Origin of the sequence: Streptomyces sp. A2-16, from assembly GCF_018128905.1 — a bacterium.
Classification (GTDB): domain Bacteria; phylum Actinomycetota; class Actinomycetes; order Streptomycetales; family Streptomycetaceae; genus Streptomyces.
Genome location: NZ_CP063808.1, coordinates 1,128,262 through 1,149,710, shown reverse-complemented (window position 1 = coordinate 1,149,710; position 21,449 = coordinate 1,128,262). Strand labels below are relative to the sequence as shown.

Genomic DNA, 21,449 nt, shown 5'->3' with positions numbered 1-21,449 from the left:
CACCGAAAGCGCACTGGCTGAGAAAAGCGCAGGTCAGCGATGCGGGGAGGGCTCAGAGCGCGCTGTACGACGGACTCGGTCCCGGGTTCGGTGACATCGTTGCCCGGATCATGGTGAGCGGGGCGCCGGAGGTGCCGCCGTCGGGGGCGTGGTGGTTCTTGCGGGGGGACGTGAACCGGCCGCCGTCGCGGTCGCCGTGGTGACCGCTCTTGTCGTCGCGGCCGTCCCGACCGTCGCGGCCGTCGCGGCCGCCGTGGCCGCCGTGGCCGCTCTTGTCGCCGTCCTCGTGGTCGCCGGCGTCCTCGCCCTTGCCGTCGCCCTTGCGGGCGTCGGGGGCGGACTGGGGGTCGCCCTGGGCGCCGGCGCCCGACAGGACGCCCTTGCAGTACTTCCACACCCGCGAGCTGCCGCCCGCCGCGCCCTCCAGGGAGTGCCTGCGGGTCGGGTCCAGCTTCCTGCCGTCGCGCAGGTCCCGGCAGGCCGAGGCGGCGCCGTTCCAGTCGCCGCGGGGGCGTGCACCCCGCCTTTCGGCGCCCGTGTCGGGCGCCGAGCCGGTGTCGCCGCGCGCCGTGTCCCGCGAGCCGCCCCCACCGGAGGGGGAACCCCCGGGCGAGGGCACGGCCTCGGGGGCCGGGGTCGAGGGCGGGACGAGCGAACGGTCCGGGGTGGCGGCGGCCGACACCGACGCCGTGGGTTCCGGTTCGCCGTCCCCGAGGTGCGGCAGGACTCCGATTCCGGCCGCTGCGACCACTCCGCCCGCCATCCCGACGGCCAGTACGGCGGCCAGCGCGAGGTGCGCGGGACGCCGCCCACGGGGACGGCCGGCCCCCGCGTCCGGGGCGCCGATCCGCACGAGACCGGCGTCGACGGCAGCCGTCGCGGTCCGGTGCCGGCCCTGCGCGGGCGGGCTCACCCAGTCGTCCGCGCGCTCCGCGCGCACCTTGCGGAACGCGGCCAGCGCGGCCTCCTCACCGGGGAGTCCGTCGCTGGTCGGCGCGGGTTCCACGGTCAGCGCGTCCAGTGTTTTCGCGAGCCGTTCGGCCTGGTCGCGGGCGGCCTCGTCGACAGCTTCCAGTGACTCGCCGCGCAGCAAACGCTCCGCTGTCTCGAGGTCCAGCCACCTGTAGCTCTCGTCGGCCATCACATGTCCTTCTGCGTCCGCGGACGCATATGCGTCACACTCGCGGACGTCACCGCGCTGTTCTGCGGTTCTCGCTGCGGCGGCATGGCGTCGAGCACACCGGCCGATTCCGGATCCTCGCCGAGGAGCTCGGCGAGCCGCTTCAGACCCCGGTGCGCGGCCGTCCGTACCGCGCCGGGACGCTTGCCGAGGGTCTCGGCGGCGGTCTTGGCGTCCAGGCCGACCACCACGCGCAGCACCACGGCCTCGGCCTGGTCCTGGGGCAGCCGGGCGATGAGCGAGAGGGTGGTGTCGGTGGCCAGCGCCTCGATGGCCTCGCCCGCGGTGTCCGACTCGGCGGGCTTCCCGGTCAGCTCGGTCTCGTCGCCGCCGATGGCGGGGCGGCGGCCGCGCATCCGGATGTGGTCGAGGGCGCGGTTGCGGGCTATCCGGGCGGCCCAGCCGCGGAAGCGGTCGGCGTCCCCGTCGAAGCGGTCCAGGTCACGGGCTATCTGGAGCCAGGCCTCGGAGGCCACGTCCTCGGCGTCCGGATCACCGACCAGCGTCCGGACGTATCCGAGCAGCCGCGGGTGCACCGCGCGGTACACAGTCCGGAACGCGGTCTCGTCCCCGTCCTGTGCCGCAAGCACCGCGGCAGTCAACTCCGCGTCGTCCCCCAGCACCCGTGAATCCTCAATACGTGGTCGCGATCGATGGTCGCCGCTTCGAGCCGTCGAGGGGTTGTGGTGATCGTTCGAGAATCGCGTTGATCATTCAACTTCCGCGCCCGGCGCGAAAGGCACGTTACGACCTGAAACCGCTGCTCGTCCATGTCCGTACAAAATGCAACGACCTCGTGATCCGAGGGCGGGTCCGACGGGGTGTGACAGAAACCGCACTCATGGCGCTGAAGAAAGTACGGGCCGCCGCGCGGCCCGTGCCGCGCGACGGCCGGGGCCTCTCCTGTGGGGGGTGGCGGCCCCGGCCGTCTCCGCGGTGCGCGTCGCTGTGACCCGGGGCGGTGCGAGCCCACGTGGGCGGCCTCTGCCGGGCTTCCCGATGTACGCCTGGTCGATGTCGATGCGCACCCCTCCGTCGGCGCCTGTCCACCACCCCCTGCGGTTCATCCCGTTCACACCCAGAGCTTGACGGCTTCGAGCCAGCGCGTGTTCTCAAGGGCGCCACCGAAGATGAAGCCGGGGCGCGGGTCGGCGCAATCCGAACTGCCCCAGTCGTAGCCGTGGACTTTGGCGGTGCGGCAGACGTGGCCGCTGCCGATGTTGATGGCGAAGCCCGTCATGTACGGGGCGCTCGACTTCGTGCTGCCGATGTAGTTGTCCTTGCCGTCGCCGATGACGGCGGTCCACTGCGGTGCCCACTTGCCCCGGCCGTCGGTCGACCGGGCGTCGTGCACGAAGGCGTTGGCGGACGAGCCGTCGCCGCCGTGCACCGCGATGTTGAGGGCCTTGATCGGATGGCTTCCGCTCGTCGTTCCGGCCAGCGTGCCGTCGCACACCGGCTTCTGCCAGCCCTGTCCCGAGAGGTATGCGCGATAGCAGATGTGCCGCCCGGACGGGTCGTTGCGGTGGAGCCGGTTCACAGCGGTGGCGGCGGTGTCCTGCCGGGGCTTCGCGGTCACGGTGGCCCGCGGGGGCTTCGCCGTCACGGTGACCGTGACACCTCCCACCCCTCCCACCCCTCCCACCCCTCCCCCGCTCTTCGGGGCCTTCGCGCTCTTCGAGGCCTTCGGCCCGGCCGACGGCGAGGTGACTGTCACGCTGGGCAGTGGGGGCAGTCTGCTCGCGGAAGAGGAGGCGGTCGGCGCCGCCGCCTCGGCCTGAGGAATTCCGCTCGTCTCGGCGCTCGAACGCGCAGCCTGCTTCTGGTGCCCTCCGTCGTCCGACGCACCACTGCCCAGGACCACCAGCGGAACGATGACGAGGGCGGCCACGCCGAGGGCCACCGGCCCGACGACCAGCGGCTTGTGGAGCAGACCGGGCGACCCGTACTCGTCGTCCGACTGACGTGATCCGTTCCCCGGGGCGACCCTCGAGCTCGGTCGGGCGGCCAGGCGCGCGGGCGGGGGCGGCCAGGTGAGTCCGCGCTGCCGCTGCTGCTCCAGTGTGTACGCCTCTACGTCGAAGTCGTCGTCATCATCACCGTCGGTGGATTCGGATTCGTCGTCGGATTCGTCGTCGGCTTCGGCTTCGGCGGGATCGAGATCGTCGGCTTCGGTGAGATCGACGTCATCTTCGTCGTCAGCTCCGGCTCCGGCTCCGGAAAGGCCGGTTCCCGCTACGGGTCCGTACGACTGCGCGTGTTCGGCAGGCTCGACCACCTGCTCCTGCTGCTGCTCCAGAAGGCTGCTGGAACCGTCGGGGGCGACCTCGACGAACGCCACGTACCCCGCCGAGGGATCGGAGATGGTCGCCGTCACGGTGGTGTTCCGGTCGCGTGCGTACCCGTGCAGTGTGTCGAGGATCGCGGCGTCGACCGCCGCTCCCTCAGTCACCGGTACGGGTTCGCCGTCGATGGCGGCCGAGCCGTCCCCGGAGATGACCACCGCGTGGCGTGGGGCGGGCTCGGACACGTCCCCGGCGGATTCCGCCTTACCGAGACCCACTGGTTCCCCGGACACGGCGTGGTCGTCCCCCGTGGTCCGCTCGTCCGTCTCTTCACCCCGGCTCATGGCTTTTCCTTTCTGACGCTTCCCGGCCGCATGGACCCGGTAGGGAACGCCGTGACGGTCCCCGGCTATCGCAACGGGCGCCGCACGGGAACGGTTCAACTCCTGAGCCGACAGGGCAGCGACGACCGGAACGGGAGGGGCACGCTCCGTCAGATGGCTCTGGTGGAAATGCTGTTGAGTACAGTCAAGGGGTGAGCGGCTACAAGAACTGCGTGCGCTTCGCCGTGCTCGGGCCGGTCCGGGCATGGCGGGGTGAACAGGAACTGGACCTCGGTTCGCCACAGCAGCGGGCCGTCCTGGCGACGCTGTTGTTGCGACGGGGACGCGCTGTCGCACTCGCCGAACTCCTCGACGCGGTCTGGGGGGAGGAGCAGCCGACGGCTGCCGTGTCCGTCCTTCGGACCTATGTGTCACGCCTGCGCAAGGTGCTCGAGCCAGGACCGGAGGCGGCCGAGACCCGACCGATGGTCGTGTCGGTCGGGGACGGGTACCTGATACGTCTGCCGGAGGACGGACTCGATCTCGCCGTGTTCGAGCAGCGGGTCACGGAGGCGAGGAAGCTGCGCGCCGCCGGGGAGCTGTCCGCCGCCGCGGAGTTGCTGCGCGCAGCGCTCGACGAGTGGCAGGGAGCGGCACTGGGCGGTCTCCCCGGCCCCCTGGCCGAGTCCGAGGGCTCCCGGCTGAACGAGGAGCGACTGGCCACGCTGGAGACCTGGCTGGACATCGAAGTCGAACGTGGACGCCACGGCGAAGTGATCGCCGAACTGAGCTCGTTGACCGGCAAGTACCCGCTGCGGGAGCAACTGTGCCGACTGCTCATGCTGGCGCTCTACCGGTCCGGGAGGCAGGCCGAGGCACTGGCCGCCTATCGCAGTACGCGAAGCACCCTGGTGGCCGAACTGGGCATCGAACCCGGCGCGCCGCTGCGGGATCTGCACGACCGCATACTGGCGGCCGACACGACCCTGGACCCCCGCCCGCCCGACGGGCCGGCTCCCCCGGTGTCCCCCGCCTCCCCGCCCGTCTTACACGCGGCCCGCCCGGCACAACTTCCCGCAGACCTGCCGACGTTCGTCGGTCGATCCGCCGAACTCGACAAGATCCGGGCCCTGTTGCCCGAGCAGGGTGGCGCCCCGGCCACCGTGGTGATCAGTGCGATCGGCGGTATGGCCGGCATCGGCAAGACCACCCTGGCCGTCCACTGGGCGCACGAGATAGCCGACCGCTTCCCCGACGGACAGCTCTACGTCAATCTGCGCGGCTTCGATCCGACCGGCTCGCTCGTGACGCCGGACGAGGCCATCCGCGCCTTCCTCGGCGCGCTCGGTGTCCCGCCGATGCGGATCCCCGCCGGCCTCGACGCCCAGACGGCGCTCTATCGCAGCATGCTCGCCCGGCGGCGGATGCTGGTCCTCCTCGACAACGCCCGCGACACCGAACAGGTCCGCCCGCTGCTGCCCGGGTCCCCCGGCTGCCTGGTCATCGTCACCGGCCGCAACCAGCTCACCGGCCTGGTCGCCGCCGAAGGGGCGCATCCGCTGACCCTGGACCAGTTGACGCCCGCCGAGGCACACGACCTCCTGACGCGCCGTCTCGGCACCGCCCGGCCGGCGGCGGAACCACAGGCGGCGGACGAGATCATCACCCGGTGCGCCCGGCTGCCACTGGCGCTGGCCATCGTCGCCGCCCACGCCGTCGCCCACCCCGACTTCCCGCTCAGTGCCATCGCCGAGGAACTGCGCGACAGCCACGGCAGCCTCGACGCCTTCGCCGGCGGCGACGACATCACCACCGACGTACGGGCCGTCTTCTCCTGGTCGTACAAGGCGGTGTCCGCCCCGGCCACCCGCCTGTTCCGCCTGCTGGGCATGCACTCCGGACCCGACATCTCCGCGCCCGCGGCCGCCGCCCTGGCCGGGCTCCCCCTGCGGGAGGCCCGCGGTCTGCTCGTCGAGCTCACCCGCGCCCATCTGCTCACCGAGTACTTCCCTGGCCGCTACACCCTGCACGACCTGCTGCGCGTCTACGCCACCGAACGCGTACGCGCCGAGGAGACGCCGCTGGAGCGGAAGCGGGCCGTGGAGCGGCTGCTCGCCTGGTACCTGCACACCGCTGACGCCGCCTACCCGCACATCACCCCGCAGCGTCGCCGGATCAGCCTGGAACCGCCGCCGGCCCGGTGCCGGCCCCTGGAGTTCAGGACGCACGACCAGGCTCTGGACTGGTGCGAGACCGAACGGGCCAACCTGGTCTCCGCGGTGCACCAGGCAGCCGGGTCCGGCCTGCCGGGTATCGCGTGGCGACTGCCTGCGGTCCTGTGGGGGTTCTTCTACCTTCGAAGCCACACGCACGACTGGGTCGACACCGCGCGGACGGGACTGGCCGCCGCCCGCGCGGACGACGACCGCCGGGGCGAGGCGCAGGGTCTCGCGGACCTGGCCGCCGCGCTGCGCTGCTCGGGCCGGCTCGACGAGGCCATCGACCACATCTCCCAGGCGATGGTCGCCTACCGAGAGATCGGGGACACGGAAGGCAGAAGGTCGGCCGTGAGCAACCTGGGCGACGCGTATCTGCAGTCCGGCCGGCTCGACAAGGCCGTCGAGTACATCCGCCGGGGGCTGGCGAACGAACGGGCCACCGGCAGCGTCTGGGGGGAGGGAATCTCCCTGTGCAACCTGGGCGACGTCTACCAGCAGCTCGGCCGGCTCGACGAGGCCGTCGGCTGCCTGGAGCAGGCCCTGGACCTCCTGCGCGCCAACGGCAACCGCTGGGTCGAAGGCGTCGCCCTCGACATCCTCGGCACGACCCAACGCCGGCGCCACCGTTACGACGACGCCGTCGAGTACTACCACCAGGCGCTCAGAACGCACCGGGACATCGGCAACCGGTGGGGAGAGGGTCACACTCTGGGCAACCTGGGTGACGCCCAACTGGCGGCCGGTGAACCGGAGGCCGCCCGCGACAGCTGGCGGCAGGCACTGGCGATCTTCGTGGAGTTCGACCATCAGGACGCCGAGAAGATCCGCGAGCGACTCGACCGACCGGAGGACGGTCCGCCCGACTCCGACGTGCAGGGTGCTACGGCGGGGCGGGGTGCCTGACGCGGGTCTCCGATCGATCACGACCCGGCCGTGACCCCGGGGGCTGGGACACGGCCGGGCTGCACCCGGTCAGCTCACATCGTGGTAGACCCGGCCGCTGGCGTTGGCGGTCGTGCCGTCGTAGAGGCCGGTCGGGCTGGTCTGCGTGGACAACGTGAACCACGCGTAGCGCTCGACGAAGTCCAGGCCGTCCAGCATCTGCGCCGATGACTTGATGAAGTCGGTCTGCTCCTGCTCACTGGGGTAACGGGGAGCACCCTGGGAGAAGTCGATCAGCCCGTACTCGGTCAGCCAGATCGGCTTGTGATAGCGGTCCCGGACGGCCTGCAGGTAGCCGCGCAGCTGGTTGGCGGCGTCGGGGCCGAAGTCGGCGCCGTACCAGTGCAGGGGAATGAAGTCGACGCGCAGGCCGCGGGCGGAGGCTCCCTGCATGAAACGGTCCAGCCAGCCTCCGGCGACATCGGCGCCGGAGGCGACCGCGGGTGCGCCCAGGCGCAGACCGGTGGACTCCAACCGGGGCCAGAGGTCCAGGGCTTGCTCGGGCGTCATGTTGGACTGCCCGCCGTTGTCGGGCTCGTTGAAGCCGAGCAACTCCTTGCCCTGACTGGCCGCCGCGCCCAGTTCGGCGTCGGTGACCGAGCCGGGGCCCCAGATCATCGGGACGTAGTCCACGCCGTCCGGCTTGGTGACCGCGCCGGTGGAGGAGGCCCAGTTGAAGTACCAGGACGCGCCGGACTCGGCCAGCGCCTGGGAGGCACCGTCGACGGGGTTGAGACTGACGCCCTTGCGGGCCGAGGCGGCAGTGGTGACCTGGGTGGTGGCGGGGGCGGTGGTGGCGGGGCCGGCCGGGGCGGTGCTGCCGGTTCCGAAGGCGACGGTCAGGCCGCTGCACTTGGTGCACTGGTACATGACCTTGTTGCCCGGCTCGGCGTCCTGCTTGGACCAGGCGTACGCCGTGGGGCACTTCTGGTTGACCATGTCGCTGTACGGGGTCTTCGCATCCCGGTTCGGATTGACGCACACCAGCGGCTGCCCGGTGCCCGCGTCCTTGGTCAGGTTGTCGGCCGGGCAGGCGGACAGCAGATCCTCGACGCACCCCGCCACCGCACACTCGCCGCTCGCGGGCAGTGAGACGTCGTTCGGCGTGATGGTGACCGCGGCGGCCACGGCGTCCACGTAGCTGACGTCGTACCAGGGAGCCGCGGAGTCGGCCGGGTCGAAGTTGAACTCGGCAAGTCCGGTGGGCTGTTGACCGAGGGAACAGCGGTCGGCGTACGGTCCGCAGTCACCGACGGCACAGTGGAACGTGCTGCCGCTGTCGCCGGTGCAGCCCTGGCGGGCGAAGAAGGTACCGCGCCAGTGCCCGGCGCCCTCGTGCTCGGGGATGCCGACCGTGGCGGACTGCCCCGGGTCCAGCGTCGGCAGCCCGGTGAGCGCGGCCGAGCCGTCGGCGTTGACCTCGCTGCCGACCCAGATACGGCTGTCGGTGCGGTTCTGCAGGGTGATGGTGTGGTCGGCGACGGCGGCGGTCGTGGTTTCGTTGATGCCGGTGTCGCTTGAGCGGTGGGTCTGGACCAGTACGGCGGCGCCCGAGACACCGGCGACGACCAGGAGCAGTGCCAGAAGGAACGATGTGCGTCTGCGCATGGAGCGCAACGTGCGCATGGAAGAGGCCTCTCCTTGGGGCTCGTGGGGGTGGATGACGGGGTTTTCACTCGCGCAGGCACGACGGGCGGGGTGGGGTGGAAGGTTCAGCTGGTCGTGAGGCGACGGAACGGCCTACGCCGTGCGCGGCTCGAAGCCGGGCGGCAGCGGCGGCAGCAGCGGCATTTCGGAGACCGGCAGGAAGTGCTCAGGGCGCGGGGCGTCTTCCGCCGGCCGTGACGGAACCTGACGGGAGTACGGCCCATTCGCCTCCGCCGCGAACCGGCGCCGCTCCAGCAGACCCTGTGACGCGAATGGCCACACTCGGGCAACGGGCATGTCCGTACCTCCATGATCGATCAGCTGCGAGGGAGTGCCGGCCGGTCGCCGACATCGGTGCTGTCCACGCAACGGGCCACGCCCATCGGACGGTTCAATCCCTCACCCCGTCCGCGTACCGGTTCAGGCCGGGTAAGGATCCATCCCCGGCGCCTCCTTGGGGCGGTGTGAGCCCACCTTGCAGCCCGCGAAGGGGCCCGCGGGATCCCGCAAGGAGGCCATGACGTGGGTGAGATGGTCGCGGTGCCAGGTCGAGGGGCCACCGGCGGCGGAGCCGGGACCGGTGAGCTCCTGCCATGCCATCCAGAGTCCGTACAGTTGCGCCACCGCCTCCTTGTGCTGCCACCAGCTGGAGCACCAGGGGGCCATGGAGGTGACCTCCCTGCCGTACACCGGCAGCAGCAGATGGCGGACCCACAACGTCAGCCGGTGCAGCCCGTCCTCGTACTCGGATCCGTCCATGTAGACGATGAAGGCGGGCCCTTTCTCCTGCTCCTCCGCCGGTTCCGCCGCTTGGGTCGTCATGTCCGTGCTCCGTCTGCTCAGTGGGTTCTCGTCACCAGCACGACGGGGAGCCGCGCCCCGGGGGTTCAGCTCGCACTGAACCCCCGGGCGTGCACGGGCCGTTGTGCGTGACAGCCGGCGGCGCTGGGCCGCCGTCCCAGGGAGGTACCTGCATGCCCGAGCGTGATCCGGCCAAGGAGCCCGAGAGGGTTCAGATGATCTGGTTCGGAGAGGAGCTGAGCGACAACGCCAAGGCGGGACTGCGGGCGTTGAGCCAGCGGTTCCCGAACTCCCGGCGGGAGCTGGTGGTGCTGCCCCGGCGTCGTCCGGGAGACACCGGGCGCCGGCATGTGCAGGAACTCATGGACGGATACCGGGCGGAGGCGCAGGAGCACGGCGTCCAGGTGCGGCACGTGCGCGACGACACGAGGAAGCTGGCCGCCGGCCTCGGTCCGAAGTACAACCACCGGTCGATCGAGGACATCTTCAACATGGAGATGGGCAACGCGGGGTACATCGCCGCGAAGGACCTCACCACGTACCTGCTGCGGGGAAGCGAAACCGGTCTGAGTCTCGACCTGTCGCACCACCACATGACGGACGAGGAATGGCAGGCGGTCCAGCAGGACGAGAACTTCTCGCACACCGCGGCGGCGCCGTTCGACTTCTCCACCGCGGAGTTGAAGGTCGTCGACCTCTCGCACGGCCAGGACGCCAATATGCGCAACGTCCTGAACGCGGGCTTCCAGGCAATGACGGAACAGCACGGCGACGCGGACATCGAACCCCAGATGATGCGCCACCTCGACACCTTCGCCATCTACACACGCGAGGGCACCCGGGGGCAGGAGGCGGCCAGAACGGCCGCAGTCATGCACATGGGCTACCTCGCCAAGATGGCCCAGGACGAGGTCCTCAAGGGCAACGTGACCTTCAACCCGAGGGACGACGACAAGCGGTTCCGGCCCGACACGGTCAATCTTGCGGACGACAACGATCTGGGCGCGAAGTACAACACGCAGGACCCGAGGCGCGCGGACGTCATCGGGCGTATGAACATCAGCGCCCTCGCCGACGGCATTCACGCCGCCTTCGGCACACCCGCCACACCGCCCGGCGGTACCAGGACGGACATGCCGACACTCCAGGTGGACCAGGCGACCTGGGACGACATCACCATGCGGGCGTTCCAGGTCGGCAATGTGCGGGTGCTGCCGCAACTGAGCCTCGGCAAGGACAACCAGGGTGCCTGGCGCACCGAACCGACCCAGGACCCGAGCGACCTGACGAACCTCAAGGGCGAGAAGATCACCCTGGTCCAGGCCAGCAACATGGGTGTCAGCAAGGCGGCGGAGCTGGGCATGGAGGGGCTCAACAAGCCGGCCCACCTGCCCTATACGGTGGAGCGCTCCGCGTCAGCCGGTAACTCACCGCGCCGCACGCCGAGTCCGTCGTCCTCCTCGGACGAGAGCATGGGGCGGACCGCCAGTGAAGTGGCCGCTCTGCCGATGCCCCGGACGCCGTCTCCGGAGTCGTCGCACCTCACCGATGCCGCGGCTTCGACGACGGCCGCGAGGCCCAAGGTGGTGCGGGCGGCCACCACGCTGCGCTAGCCGTGCACGGGGAAGGCGGCGACGGGAACAGCTTCCCGTCGCCGCCTTCTTCGTGCAGGTCAGGTGCCGGCGCTGAGAGGATGTCAGCGGCGTCGTCCCGCGGCGTACTTGAGCCAGGCCGGGACCTCCTTGGTGGCCTTGGCCTTGCCCTTGTCGCCCCCACGACGGCGCGTCGACTGCGAGTCCGACGGCTCCTGGGCCGGCTGATGGGTCGGCTGATGCTCTCCCTGCGTCAGTGGAACGCCGCCACCGGCGGAGTCCGACGACGAGCTGTGCACCGAGTCCCCGTGTTCCGAACCCCCGTGCACCGAAGTCTCGGGCGGGCTGGGGGTCCTCTCCCCCAGCGGAACGCCGCCCGAAGAACTGGACGTCGTACTCCGCGCCGCGTAACGGGAGTCGTCATACGTGGGGCTGTACGCCGCGGTGTTCACCGGCGCCGAGGGGACGGGGTACGAGCTGCCACCGCCGAACGGGCCTCTGCTGTAGTGGCTGGGGTCGACCATGAACTGAGCGGGGCTCGTGGTCAACGGGGAGAACTCGCCGCTGGAACCGCCACTGACGGACATCCTGCCCATGCCCCCGGTCAGTTGGTCGGCGGTGAAGCCACTCAACGCCTGCATGGTGGGCATCGTGGGAACGGGGAAGGTGGTCGGGGCCTCACTGGCCCGTCGTTCCTGGGCCTCCCGGAAGCTCGTGATCTTCTCCTTGAGTGTCTGCCTGCCCTGAGCCAGAGCGGCCAGCTCGTTGCGCACGTTGGCCGCGGTCAGCGCGCGGCCCGTCAACCCCTGCGTGTCCTCCAGTGCGACGCCACCCGCGGACGAGGCCCTGGAGAGCGCTTCCGGGCTCTGCGAGATCTGACCGTCTCCCGCGTAAGGGTCGACCATGCAGACGATCGCCGAGGGGTCGTTGAACACCTCGTGGAAGTTCGCGAGTGAGAGATTGGACGAGGCGCTCTCGCCGGAGCTGCTGGGAGAACTGGACGAACTGCCCCGGGCGTTCCGTTCCTTCTCCCTGTTCCGCCACCGGTTCTGCTTGTCCGCGAAGTCGGAGTCGGGGGACGGGATGCGGTCGAACGTTCCCTGGCGTCGGACGTCGAAGCTGTCCCTCGTCGCCAGTGACCAAGTGGCCGAGTCGGCCGAGTCGCCCCTGAAACCCATCAACTTGACGTGCATGTGAGGGACCTTGCCGTCCTCGATGAGCTTCTTCAGGTGCGGCCACTCGTACTTCGTCAGTACGCTGCTCGCCACCCGGCCGCCGAGCATCACCGCGGTGACCGGCCCCTCCGCGCCATCCACGTAGTGGCCGGACATGTGCTCCCAGAGCCGGGCCTGCACGGGGGCGTCGGACCAGGATCCGAACCCGAAGTTCTTGGCGTTGAAGATCTTGCCGGGGGGCGACGTCTCCAGGATCAGCCCGCCGTCCTCCGCCGCCTTCTTCGCCGGATAGTACGGTTCCGACTTGCTCCACAGGTATTTGTGCTTCTTGGTCTCCGTCGCCATCGCGGCGAGTTCCCGCGTGGAGAGCTTGTTGTGCCCGTTGTCACTGTACTTGTCCCGCCACCACTTGGCCGGGACGTGCAGCGCCTGGAGGCGGTCGAACTGGGCCACGAGCTTGTCCGCCGCGTCACCGGCCCACCGCTCGTTGGGTGTGTGCCCTTCGGATATCCACCTTCCGTTTTCGGACAGCTGGTGCATGTAGCCGTCGAAGGCCGACATGAAGGCGGCATCCTTGTGGAGGCCGTACCTCTTCAGCTCTTTCCTTGCGGCCGCTTCATCCCTCTCGAATGCTGGCCGGTCGAATTCCGCCATCGTGAGGTTCCTCCTCTTCGGAGTGACAAGTGCTCTTGTTATGCGGCTGGGCGGTCTCGTGGCTTCAACGGGCCCCGCTCCCCTGCGGTTCAACCCGGCTTGCCGACCGGTGAACCGCGCGCCGCCCGGACGCGTTTCAGCCGGATGAAACCTGTGTCTGCACCGCACATCAGAAGGGAGCGTCACGATGACGGTCCGGGCCCCTGGCCTCGAAGACGCGACTGAAGCGCCGACCACAGCCTCCGGCGAAGCCCCGCAGCCCGCCTCCGCGCCGAAGTTCATCCTCTACTTGCAGGGACCTGAGTACGGGCAGTCGCTGCGTCAACTGACCCTGTGGGTGCATCACGTGCTGTTGCCGGTCTACGGCCGCGAGGTCACCTCCATGGCCCCGTGGTGCTCTCGCTGGTGGGAACACCCGGAAGCCGTGGCCCAGTTGCACGCCCTGTGGCTTGCCTGGGACGAGCTGAGCGACACCGGCTCCGAGTCCGGTCTGAGCGGTCCCGCCAGCTGGCACCGGGACTACTTGAACCCGGTCATGCACATCCTGCGCGACCCGACCGGCCCGTTCGCCGGCTGCAAGCCCGGCTCTCACCGTGCGAAGGAGTCGCCGCCCGTCGACGCCACCGACCCGTTCGGGCCGCCGCCCCAGCCGAAGAGCCGGACCTGACGATCGCGGCGAGTCGCGAACGCGATGAGGGGCGGGCCCCGTCCCGGCGGCTCGCCTCCTCGTCGCTGTCCCTGCCCGGCTGTCACGCGTCCGGCCGCACCACCCCCAGTATCTGCATCGACGCCGCCGGCGACTCGTACACGTACCGCCCCGGCCGCGGGGCCGAGATGATGTTCCCGCCCCCGACGTAGATCGCCACATGGCTCGCGTCGGAGAAGTAGATGATCAGGTCACCGGGTCGCATGTCCTCGACCGGGACGTGCTTCAGCTGGGCCCACTGCGTCTCCGACGTGCGGGGGATGGTGACGCCCGCCGCCAGCCACGCCTGGCTCGTGAGGCCGGAGCAGTCGAAGGAGTCGGGGCCCTCGGCGCCCCAGACGTAGGGCTTGCCGATCTGCTTCGCGGCGAAGGCGATGGCCTTCTGGCCGGCGGTCGTCGCGTCGGTGCCGACCTTCTTGAGGATGCCCGTGCTCTCCCACTTCGCCTGGGCCTGCTCGGACTGCTTCTTCTCCAGGTCGGCGAGGCGTCGGCGTTCCTTCGCCGCCAGCGAGGACTCCAGCAGCTTCGCCTCGGCGATGTGCCGCTCGACCGTCCTGCGCTGCGTGGCCATCGCGCGGCGGCTCGCCTGCAACCGCTTCAGCTCGGCCGCCGCCTCGTCCGTGCGGGCGCGCAGGGCCGACTTCGTCGTCTTCAGGTCGGTCAGCAAGTTCTGCGTGTTCTGCTGGGCCCGGAGAGCCAACCCCGCGTTGTCCAGGGCCCGTCCGGGGTCGCTGGCCAGGGCGAACTGCAGTTCGGCGGGCACGCCGCCGCTGCGGTACTGGGCCCTGGCCGCCGCTCCGGCGAGGGAGTTGAGGCGGGTCAGTTTCGCCTCGGTCGTGCGGACCTGGTAGTCGAGTGAACTGACGCGCTTCTTCTGTGCCTTCACCTTGCCGTCTGCCGCGTTGTACCTGTCGGTCGCCACCTCCGCCTGGTGGTACAGGCTCTCAAGCTCCTTCTGTACCTCGGTGAGGGTCTGGGGGTCGGCCTGGGCGCCCTGTTGGGTCGCCGCCGTGAGGGCGCAGGCCAGGGCGACTGCTGCCGCCGCCCGGTAGCCGTGGGTGCGCAGAGGCCGTCTCATCCGGGCCGAAGCTCCCTTCGTATGCGTCGGTCGGGGTTGGACCGTGGGGTCCGTCCGCACAACGGGGACCACCCGTCCGGCGGTTCAAGGAGGGCGTGAACCAGTGGCACCACGGCATCCGTTGTGCGCCGAGAAGAGGTGTACGGGTCGGTGAAGGGGACTGTATGAACGCCAAGCTGCTGCTGCTTGCCCTGAGCACGGGGCTCGGCCTCGGGTTTCTCCTGCTCGCCGTCCGGCAGTTGGTGACCGTGGCACGGTTGTGGGCACGTGGAGTGCTCGTGACGGGTGTCGTGACGCCGCGAGTGTCGGGCGACCGACGGCGGACCGGACTCGTGGTGTTCACCGACCACCTGGGGCGGACCTTCGTCATCGATCCGGGCGCGTACGGGTCGCTGAGCGGAATGCCGCCGGTCGGCGGGACCGTGCCCGTGGTCTATCCGCGCGACCGGCCCGCTGCGGCCAGGTTGTGGACCCCGCGGTATCTGCTGTCACCGGCGCTCGGGTGGTTCCTTTCGTCGACCGTGGCCTTCGCGGGCGGGACCCCCATGGTGACGCGGTGAGGGAGCGCGAGGCGGTCCGCTCGGGGCGGGTCCAGGACGTCGACGTGCTGCGCGGGTTCGCCCTGTTCGGCATCCTGCTCGTCAACGCCCAGCTGATGGCGGGTCCTTACACGGCGTTCGGGGGCGGCCCGCACGCCACCGGCGTGGACCGGGCCGCCGCCTGGGCGGTGACCGCGACCACCAACGTCTACCAGCTGTTCTCCTTCCTCTTCGGCTACAGCTTCGTCCTCCAGGAGCGCTCCGCCCGGGAGTCGGGAAGCCCGTCCGCCGCACACCATCTCCGGCGCGCCGCGGGGCTGTTCGGCCTCGGTCTCGTCCACGCCGTCCTGCTCTTTCCCGGCGACATCCTGATGACGTACGCCGCTCTGGGACTGATCCTGTACGGCCTGCGCGGCCTCTCCCCCCGGGCCGCCCTGCGGGTCGCGGTCTGTCTGGTGGCGGGCCTCGCCGTGCTGCTGCTCGGGTACGGGCTGCTGACCGTCGCCTTCACCGAGCCGGTCACCCCGGCTCAGTACGCCCCCGAGGCTGCGCGCTCCGTGAGCGCCTACCGCGGCGGTTTCCTGTCGGTGATCGGGACCCATCTGCGCGAGCTGCCGACGGCTCTCGGCGCGAACCTGATGTACGCCCCCGACATGCTGGCCGCGTTCCTGGCCGGCCTCGCGGCGGCCAAGGCGGGGCTGGTGGAGCGGCACGGGCGGGACCGGCGGTGGCTGCGAGGAGTCGTCGTACGGTGGCTGCCGGTCGGCCTGGCCGGTGGTGTGGTCACCGCGTGCGGTGCGAACGGGCCGCTGGACAACCGGTGGTTCCTCGTCGGACACGCGGTGTCGCTGCTGACCGCACCCGCGCTCACCGCGTCGTACGCCTGCGGGCTGCTTCTGCTGCTGAGCGTCGTGCGCCCGGCGGCGGCCCGCGTGCTCGCCGCCTCCGGGCGCATGGCCCTCACCCACTACCTCACCCAGTCGCTGGTCCTCGCGCTCGTCTTCACCGGGTACGGCTTCGGTCTCTACGACCGGGTCGGCACGGCCGTCGTCCTCGCCGGGTGCGTGATGCTGTACGGTGCCCAACTCGCCTTCGGCGCTTGGCTGATGGGTCGGGTCCGGTACGCACCGGCCGAGCTGGTGCTGCGGAGGGTCACGCCGGCGCGGTGTCCCGGTGGCTCTGCGCGGCGTTCTCCTTCTCCAGGGTCAGCCCCGGCAGCAGACGAGCCGCTGCGCGTTCCGTGATGGCCGCCGTCTCCGCCCTCGCCGCCGCCGAGATCTCACTGGCGCCGGGCTCCTTGTACCAGGGGCGCAGCCGGATCAGAGCCGGCTTGACGCCGGTGGCGAGGAGCAGGGCGGTGCCCTTGGGGAGGGCGCGGATCCTGTCGGGCGGCAGGACGGACTCCTGTCGGTAGGAGTACGAGCGTGAAGTGCCGTCCTTGCTGCGGGAGACGCTCGGGGTCCTCACATCGTGCTGGCCCACCAGCGTGGAGATCTTCTGGACGAAGTCGGCGTCGTCCAGGCCCGCGCCGAGGAGTTTGATGGTCGCCGCGCTCCACAGCGCGTCCATGCCGACCTCGCCCCACACGCGGGCGCCCTGGCGGTAGCTCTGGAGCAGGGTCACGACGTTGATGCCGCGCGAGCCGAAATGCGAGTAGAGGTCGGGGAGATCGGAGATGCGGCACACGTTGGCGGCTTCGTCGAGGACCGCGGTCAGCGGCGGGTCGAGCCGGCCGCCCATGCGTTCGGCGGCGACGACACCGGCCCGCATCGTCGCGTCGGCGAGCCCCGCGATGACGCCCGCCGCGGAACCACCGCCGTCCTTGGACAGCAGGTAGAGGGTGTCGGTGCCGAGGACGTGCCGGTCCGGGCGGAACTCCGGGAGTTCGGGGTCGGGAGTGACCCAGGCGAGGATCTCGGGGTCCAGGAGGCAGGAGGCGGTCTGCCGGGCGGTCTCGTAGATTCCGTCCCGGGTCTCCACCGCGCCGCGTACGGTGCCCTGCAACTGCTCGGCCATCGCGATGAGACCGACCTCGCGGAGCAGGTCGACCGGGGTGCGGTCGGCCGGGTCCGCGAGCCAGCCGAGGAGTTCCGGCAACGGGGTCCGGCTGCGCGCGGCGGCCAGGAAGAGAGCCGTCAGGGTGTTCTGCGCGGCCGAGATCCAGAAGTCCTTCTTCGCGGTGTCGTCGTTGACGGACGCCACGAAGTGGCCGGCCATCCGGCGGGCGCCCTCGATGGTGTGGCACTCACCGAGGATGTTCCACCACATGGCGCGCGGGGTGTGGGCGATGCCCTGCGGGTCGAACGTCCAGACCGCGCCCGCCTTCTCGCGCTCGGCGCGGGTGACGGCGTACACGTCGGACTTGTTGGAGGTCAGCAGGACCGCGCCCTGGGCGCGCAGCACCCGGGGGACGGCGATGCCGGTGGACTTGCCGGCGCGGGGCGCCATCAGGTCGAGCTCCACGTCCTCGTAACTGCTCCGCAGTTCGGGGCCCTTGGGGTCGAGGTCGCCGAGGAGGTTGCCGGTCTCGTCGGGGTGGAGCTGTTCGCGGCTCTTGAGGGTGGGGCGCAGTTCGCGGGCGCGGGCCTCGATGCCCTTGGGACACATGGCGGCGAGTTCGCGCCGGCCCGCGAGGCCCTTGGGCGCTTTGGCGCGGTCGATGAAGAAGGTGACGAGGAGTGCGGCGGGCACCGCGATGAGCGCCAGCATGCCGAACATGCCCGCGTAGAGCGCGGCGGCCGGTGTGCCGGGCCACAGCGCGGTCGGTCCGTGGACGGCCAGGGTGGCGATGCTGGACCTGGTGAACGGCGGGGCGTTCCACCCGTCGCCGGAGAGCCCGGCGCCGAAGGTGCCGCCGGCCCAGGCGATGGTGAACGCGAGGAGGCCGGTGCCGGCGACGGCGGTGATGGCCCACGGCAGTTGCTCACCGAGGTCGCCGCTGCGGGGTCCGCTCATGCGGTCCACCCCCCGGCCGATGCATCGGCGGCGGGGAACCCGGGGGCGCCGGGGAGGGCGAGGGGAGCCGGGTCGCCGGGGAATCCCAGCGGAATGGGCCCTTCCTGGGCGGCTCGTGCGACATCGGCGGCGGCGCGGGCGGCGGCCTGCTCGATGGCCGCCTCGTTGGTCGTCCAGCGGGTGTTGGTGTTGTGCAGTTCGCGCTCCGCGTCGGTGATGGCGACCTTGATGGGGATGCCGGGGCGACCGCCGACCTTGATGAGGAAGCGGCCCCGGCCCGGAGGTTCCTCGTCCTCGCCGCGGACGCCCCAGCCCGGGGGCGAGGACCAGGACGACACGAGTTCGATCTCGCGCCGGGACAGTCCGACCACCTTGCCGAGGTCCACCATCTCGGTCTTCGGCAGACCGGCGCACACCACCATCCCGGCCCGCTCGACGAAGCCGCGTGCCTTGGCGCGGTCGGCGTCGGTACCGAGTGCCTCGGCGTCCTTGAGGGTGTGGGTGATCTTGGCGTCGCCGAGGCCGAGGGAGCGGTTGAGGCGGGTGAGGGCGTCGATGCGGTCGACGATGCCGGAGGCGGCGCGCAGCGGGCGCCACAGCTCGTCGAGCACGGTGAAGAACCAGCGCCGGGGCGCGAGTCCGGCGTCCGCGAGGGCGTGCGAGGCGGCCACCGTGCCCAGCCCGTCGGACCAGGCGGCGAGCATCGCGGCGGCGGTGAGCTGGGTGTCGGCCTCGCCGATGCCGGAGATGTCGATGCACACGGCGGACGCGTTCGCGTCGATCCGGGTGGACGTCTCGGAGGCGAAGGTGTCGCCGAGCGGGCCGTCGAGGATGCCGAGCAGGGAGCGGTGCAGCGGGTCGACAGCGTCCCGGTAGCGGGAGTCGTCACCCCGGTCGAGTGTGACCGCGCGGACCCGGGCGGGGCCCTCGGTCAGGACTCGCAGCACGTCCGGCAGCAGCACCGTACGGCCGGGAAGGGTGCGTTCGCGCAGGTGGTGCAGGACCGCGGAGAGCACGGACTGCTCGTGGTCGTCCATGGGACGGCCGCGCACGATGGTGATGAGGGCGGCGACCATGTTCAGGACCCGGCCGTGGGCCTCGGCCCTGAGGACCTCGCCGGCCTCGCCGCCGATCTTCGCGGCGGCCTCGCCCATGGCGCCCGGGTCGAGGACGTTGATGCCGCCCCGGCCGCGGCCGATGGAGATGACCTGGCCGCCCAGCGCGCGGACGGTGTCGGCGTAGTCGGGCTTGAGGTCGCCGAGGACCAGCGGGACGACACCGTTCGCGGCGAGCCCGATCAGCATCCGGTTGATGAGGGTGGACTTGCCCAGGCCCGGCATGCCGAGCATGAAGAGTGAGGGGTTGGAGATGTAGCGGGCCCGGGTGAACCAGTTCAGCGGGTCGCCGCAGACCGTGGCTCCGGTGAACAGGTGCTGGCCGAGCGGCACTCCGGTCATGGGTGAGCCCGAACCGGCGGCGAACGGCCACATACCGCATGCCTGCACGGTGGTGGCGCGCCACATGGTGGGCGGGTCCATGTAGCCGACGCGTCCGCCGCCCGCACCCTGCCAGCCGCGGGCCGGGACGTACGGCTCCCTGGGCTTGGCCGGGGCCTTCTGCCTGCCGCCGCGCTTGGCGTCGGGGGTGGCCTTGGCCTGTGCGGACTTCTTCCCGGACGTCTGCGACCCGAACACGTCCGGGCCGAACCGGACCGGCCCGCCGCCCAGTTCCCCGAACGACTGTTCCTCGGCCAGGCGGTCCTCCCGCTCGGCCTGCTTCTGTTCGCTACGGCGGCTCACAGCGCCTCCTGCAGTTCGTGCGGGACGAGGGTCTGCTCCCACGGAAGGATCCCGGCGGGCAGGGTGCAGCTGAAGGCCGCCGCCTGCATCCGGTCGGCGGGGCGCATCAGCACCCGGGAGGCTGCGGTCAGATTGCGTACGGTGACGCTGGCGTCGGCCAGTTCCGCCATGCTGTCGACGGTGACCGTCAGCATCAGCGAGAACTCGACGAGTCCCGCGCCGGACGCCTCCTCGTTGGCGGTCTGTTCGGCCGCCCGCACCTCGGAGGCCGCGCGTGCCTGCACCATGCCCTTGCCGGACGTGGCCATGAACTGCGCACTGCGCCGGTCGGCCTCGACGATACGGGCCGAGGTGGCGGGGTCGATGGCCCGGTAGACCAGGGCGACGCGCTTGCGCCGGGTCCCGGGGGCCGCCTCCAGCATGCCGCGCAGCACCGAGGAGCGGACGGTGCCGCGCGGCGCCAGGGTCAGCATCCAGGTGCGGGAGACACCCGAGTCGTGCTGGTAGGCGTTCACCGTCTCCACGGCGGCGGCGGGGCCCGCGTCGTCCCACTCCAGGCCCGTTCCGCCGTCCAGGGCACGGGCGTTGAGGACGTCGGCGGCGACCGCGGGGTCGTAGGCGACCCGGACGACCTCGGCGATCCGTTCGGACGACAGCGGGTAGGCGGCGCCGCCGCCGGCCGCCACCAGGCCGCTGAGCAGGCCCGGGATACGGATGGCGAGTTCGGTGATCACGTCCTCCTTCTTGCGCTTCTGACCCGCCGGGTTGCCGTAGGTGAGGGTGACGTAGGTGTGCATCTCGGAGGAGGCGCTCGGGTAGCGCTCGACGACCTCCTCCATGACGGCGCGGGCGGCGGGCGGCGCGTCGGGGTGGATGCGGGGCAGCACCTCGTGGGCGAGCCGGGTGCCGGGGTCGGGGGCGGTCTCCACGATCACGGTGGCGCCCTTCAGCCCGGGTTCGTGGGAGAGCCGGGCCAGCCACTCGCCCCACAGCGCGACCCAGACGTCGACCTGGTCGGGGTCGATGAGCGAACCGCCGTCGGGGTCGCAGCCCAGGACGATCGTGTACAGGTCGCGCTGGGGATGGTGCAGGACGCCGAAGGGGCGGTCGTAGGCGTCACGTCCCTCGGTCGCGGTGACCTTGTTGAGCAGCCCCGGTGGGCGGAACCGGCCCCCGGGCCGCGCGGACAGCGGGCCCGAGACGTAGAGGTGCGCGCCCGCGGCCTTCCGGCGCCACCATCCGACACGCAGAGCGAACAACTGGTAGACGTTGCGGCCGTCCTGGGTGCGGATGGCGAGCGGGATGAGGAACAGGACGACGGGCACGAACACGATCACCGCCGCGTACAGCGAGATCAGCGACGCCAGCAGCGTGGCGACGAGTCCGCCGAAGATCACGAAGGTACCGAGGAGCCCGAGCGATCCGAGCCCCGCCCGCCTCGGCCTGCGCCAGTTCCCGTAGGTCGGATGGGAGACGGCTTCCGTGGACATGTGACCGGATTCCTTTCGTGAAGTGACGTGGGTACGGCGCGAGTTGGGGGGATGGGCTGACCGC

15 protein-coding genes are annotated in these 21,449 nt (G+C 71.0%); 5 read left to right on the top strand and 10 right to left on the bottom strand.

Translation table 11 applies throughout. From position 1 onward, the window contains the following. Positions 1-52: 52 nt before the first annotated feature. The 3 genes from IOD14_RS05415 to IOD14_RS05405 form a co-directional block, all read right to left on the bottom strand. Positions 53-1,141 carry a hypothetical protein gene (locus IOD14_RS05415; protein WP_249125840.1) on the bottom strand — a complete coding sequence of 363 codons (1,089 nt, stop codon included), beginning with the start codon at positions 1,139-1,141 and terminating at the stop codon, positions 53-55. Continuing rightward, entirely contained in the window at positions 1,141-1,803 is a 663-nt protein-coding gene (locus tag IOD14_RS05410; RefSeq protein ID WP_123991276.1) for an RNA polymerase sigma factor, read from the bottom strand. Before IOD14_RS05410 ends, IOD14_RS05415 begins: the two co-directional genes overlap by 1 nt. 449 nt (positions 1,804-2,252) lie before the next feature. Beyond that, the gene (locus IOD14_RS05405) at positions 2,253-3,809 is read right to left on the bottom strand and encodes a hypothetical protein (RefSeq protein ID WP_212669776.1); all 1,557 of its coding nucleotides are present in this window, start codon (positions 3,807-3,809) and stop codon (positions 2,253-2,255) included. 191 nt (positions 3,810-4,000) lie between these two features. Between IOD14_RS05405 and IOD14_RS05400 the strand changes: the two genes are divergently transcribed. After that, complete coding sequence (locus IOD14_RS05400) at positions 4,001-6,910, top strand: BTAD domain-containing putative transcriptional regulator (protein WP_212669775.1); 2,910 nt, start codon at positions 4,001-4,003, stop codon at positions 6,908-6,910. A gap of 69 nt (positions 6,911-6,979) precedes the next feature. On the opposite strand, the gene IOD14_RS05395 is transcribed toward IOD14_RS05400, so the two are convergent. Together IOD14_RS05395 and IOD14_RS05390 are read right to left on the bottom strand one after the other, a co-directional pair. Then, positions 6,980-8,557, bottom strand: coding sequence for a glycosyl hydrolase (locus tag IOD14_RS05395; protein ID WP_249125839.1), 1,578 nt, complete (start codon positions 8,555-8,557; stop codon positions 6,980-6,982). Positions 8,558-9,016: 459 nt separating this feature from the next. Further along, the gene (locus tag IOD14_RS05390; protein WP_212669773.1) at positions 9,017-9,418 is read right to left on the bottom strand and encodes a DUF4913 domain-containing protein; all 402 of its coding nucleotides are present in this window, start codon (positions 9,416-9,418) and stop codon (positions 9,017-9,019) included. Between the two features lie 152 nt (positions 9,419-9,570). Between IOD14_RS05390 and IOD14_RS05385 the strand changes: the two genes are divergently transcribed. Continuing rightward, complete coding sequence (locus tag IOD14_RS05385; RefSeq protein ID WP_212669772.1) at positions 9,571-11,010, top strand: hypothetical protein; 1,440 nt, start codon at positions 9,571-9,573, stop codon at positions 11,008-11,010. A gap of 83 nt (positions 11,011-11,093) precedes the next feature. Here IOD14_RS05385 and IOD14_RS05380 read toward each other — a convergent pair whose 3' ends face one another. Next, positions 11,094-12,725, bottom strand: coding sequence for a hypothetical protein (locus IOD14_RS05380; protein ID WP_123991270.1), 1,632 nt, complete (start codon positions 12,723-12,725; stop codon positions 11,094-11,096). A gap of 280 nt (positions 12,726-13,005) precedes the next feature. Here IOD14_RS05380 and IOD14_RS05375 point away from each other — a divergent pair, with 280 nt between their 5' ends. Next, entirely contained in the window at positions 13,006-13,485 is a 480-nt protein-coding gene (locus IOD14_RS05375) for a DUF4913 domain-containing protein (RefSeq protein ID WP_123991269.1), read from the top strand. A gap of 82 nt (positions 13,486-13,567) precedes the next feature. Here IOD14_RS05375 and IOD14_RS05370 read toward each other — a convergent pair whose 3' ends face one another. Further along, positions 13,568-14,602, bottom strand: coding sequence for a C40 family peptidase (locus IOD14_RS05370; RefSeq protein WP_212669771.1), 1,035 nt, complete (start codon positions 14,600-14,602; stop codon positions 13,568-13,570). Positions 14,603-14,766: 164 nt separating this feature from the next. Between IOD14_RS05370 and IOD14_RS05365 the strand changes: the two genes are divergently transcribed. Both IOD14_RS05365 and IOD14_RS05360 read left to right on the top strand, forming a co-directional pair. Continuing rightward, positions 14,767-15,162 carry a DUF3592 domain-containing protein gene (locus IOD14_RS05365; RefSeq protein ID WP_212669770.1) on the top strand — a complete coding sequence of 132 codons (396 nt, stop codon included), beginning with the start codon at positions 14,767-14,769 and terminating at the stop codon, positions 15,160-15,162. Continuing rightward, a complete protein-coding gene (locus IOD14_RS05360) occupies positions 15,159-16,385 on the top strand; it encodes a DUF418 domain-containing protein (RefSeq protein ID WP_212669769.1) in 1,227 nt (408 codons plus the stop codon). The genes IOD14_RS05365 and IOD14_RS05360 overlap by 4 nt, the downstream gene beginning before the upstream one ends. On the opposite strand, the gene IOD14_RS05355 is transcribed toward IOD14_RS05360, so the two are convergent. The 3 genes from IOD14_RS05355 to IOD14_RS05345 are packed head-to-tail and all read right to left on the bottom strand — an operon-like array spanning position 16,294 to position 21,385. Then, positions 16,294-18,096, bottom strand: coding sequence for a type IV secretory system conjugative DNA transfer family protein (locus IOD14_RS05355; RefSeq protein ID WP_212669768.1), 1,803 nt, complete (start codon positions 18,094-18,096; stop codon positions 16,294-16,296). The genes IOD14_RS05360 and IOD14_RS05355 overlap by 92 nt on opposite strands. Next, positions 18,093-19,895 (bottom strand): ATP/GTP-binding protein, encoded by a 1,803-nt coding sequence (locus IOD14_RS05350; RefSeq protein ID WP_123991264.1) that lies wholly within the window; start codon positions 19,893-19,895, stop codon positions 18,093-18,095. Before IOD14_RS05350 ends, IOD14_RS05355 begins: the two co-directional genes overlap by 4 nt. Next, positions 19,892-21,385, bottom strand: coding sequence for an SCO6880 family protein (locus IOD14_RS05345; RefSeq protein WP_123991263.1), 1,494 nt, complete (start codon positions 21,383-21,385; stop codon positions 19,892-19,894). The genes IOD14_RS05350 and IOD14_RS05345 overlap by 4 nt, the downstream gene beginning before the upstream one ends. Positions 21,386-21,449: the final 64 nt, after the last annotated feature.

Bases quoted from the DNA above. Each gene is read 5' to 3' on its own strand.
- IOD14_RS05395 (WP_249125839.1), bottom strand. From the start codon at position 8,557: ATGCGCAGACGCACATCGTTCCTTCTGGCACTGCTCCTGGTCGTCGCC.
- IOD14_RS05385 (WP_212669772.1), top strand. From the start codon at position 9,571: ATGCCCGAGCGTGATCCGGCCAAGGAGCCCGAGAGGGTTCAGATGATC.
- IOD14_RS05370 (WP_212669771.1), bottom strand. From the start codon at position 14,602: ATGAGACGGCCTCTGCGCACCCACGGCTACCGGGCGGCGGCAGCAGTC.
- IOD14_RS05365 (WP_212669770.1), top strand. From the start codon at position 14,767: ATGAACGCCAAGCTGCTGCTGCTTGCCCTGAGCACGGGGCTCGGCCTC.
- IOD14_RS05375 (WP_123991269.1), top strand. From the start codon at position 13,006: ATGACGGTCCGGGCCCCTGGCCTCGAAGACGCGACTGAAGCGCCGACC.
- IOD14_RS05390 (WP_212669773.1), bottom strand. From the start codon at position 9,418: ATGACGACCCAAGCGGCGGAACCGGCGGAGGAGCAGGAGAAAGGGCCC.
- IOD14_RS05380 (WP_123991270.1), bottom strand. From the start codon at position 12,725: ATGTCGGCCTTCGACGGCTACATGCACCAGCTGTCCGAAAACGGAAGG.
- IOD14_RS05405 (WP_212669776.1), bottom strand. From the start codon at position 3,809: ATGAGCCGGGGTGAAGAGACGGACGAGCGGACCACGGGGGACGACCAC.
- IOD14_RS05345 (WP_123991263.1), bottom strand. From the start codon at position 21,385: ATGTCCACGGAAGCCGTCTCCCATCCGACCTACGGGAACTGGCGCAGG.
- IOD14_RS05355 (WP_212669768.1), bottom strand. From the start codon at position 18,096: ATGAGCGGACCCCGCAGCGGCGACCTCGGTGAGCAACTGCCGTGGGCC.
- IOD14_RS05415 (WP_249125840.1), bottom strand. From the start codon at position 1,141: ATGGCCGACGAGAGCTACAGGTGGCTGGACCTCGAGACAGCGGAGCGT.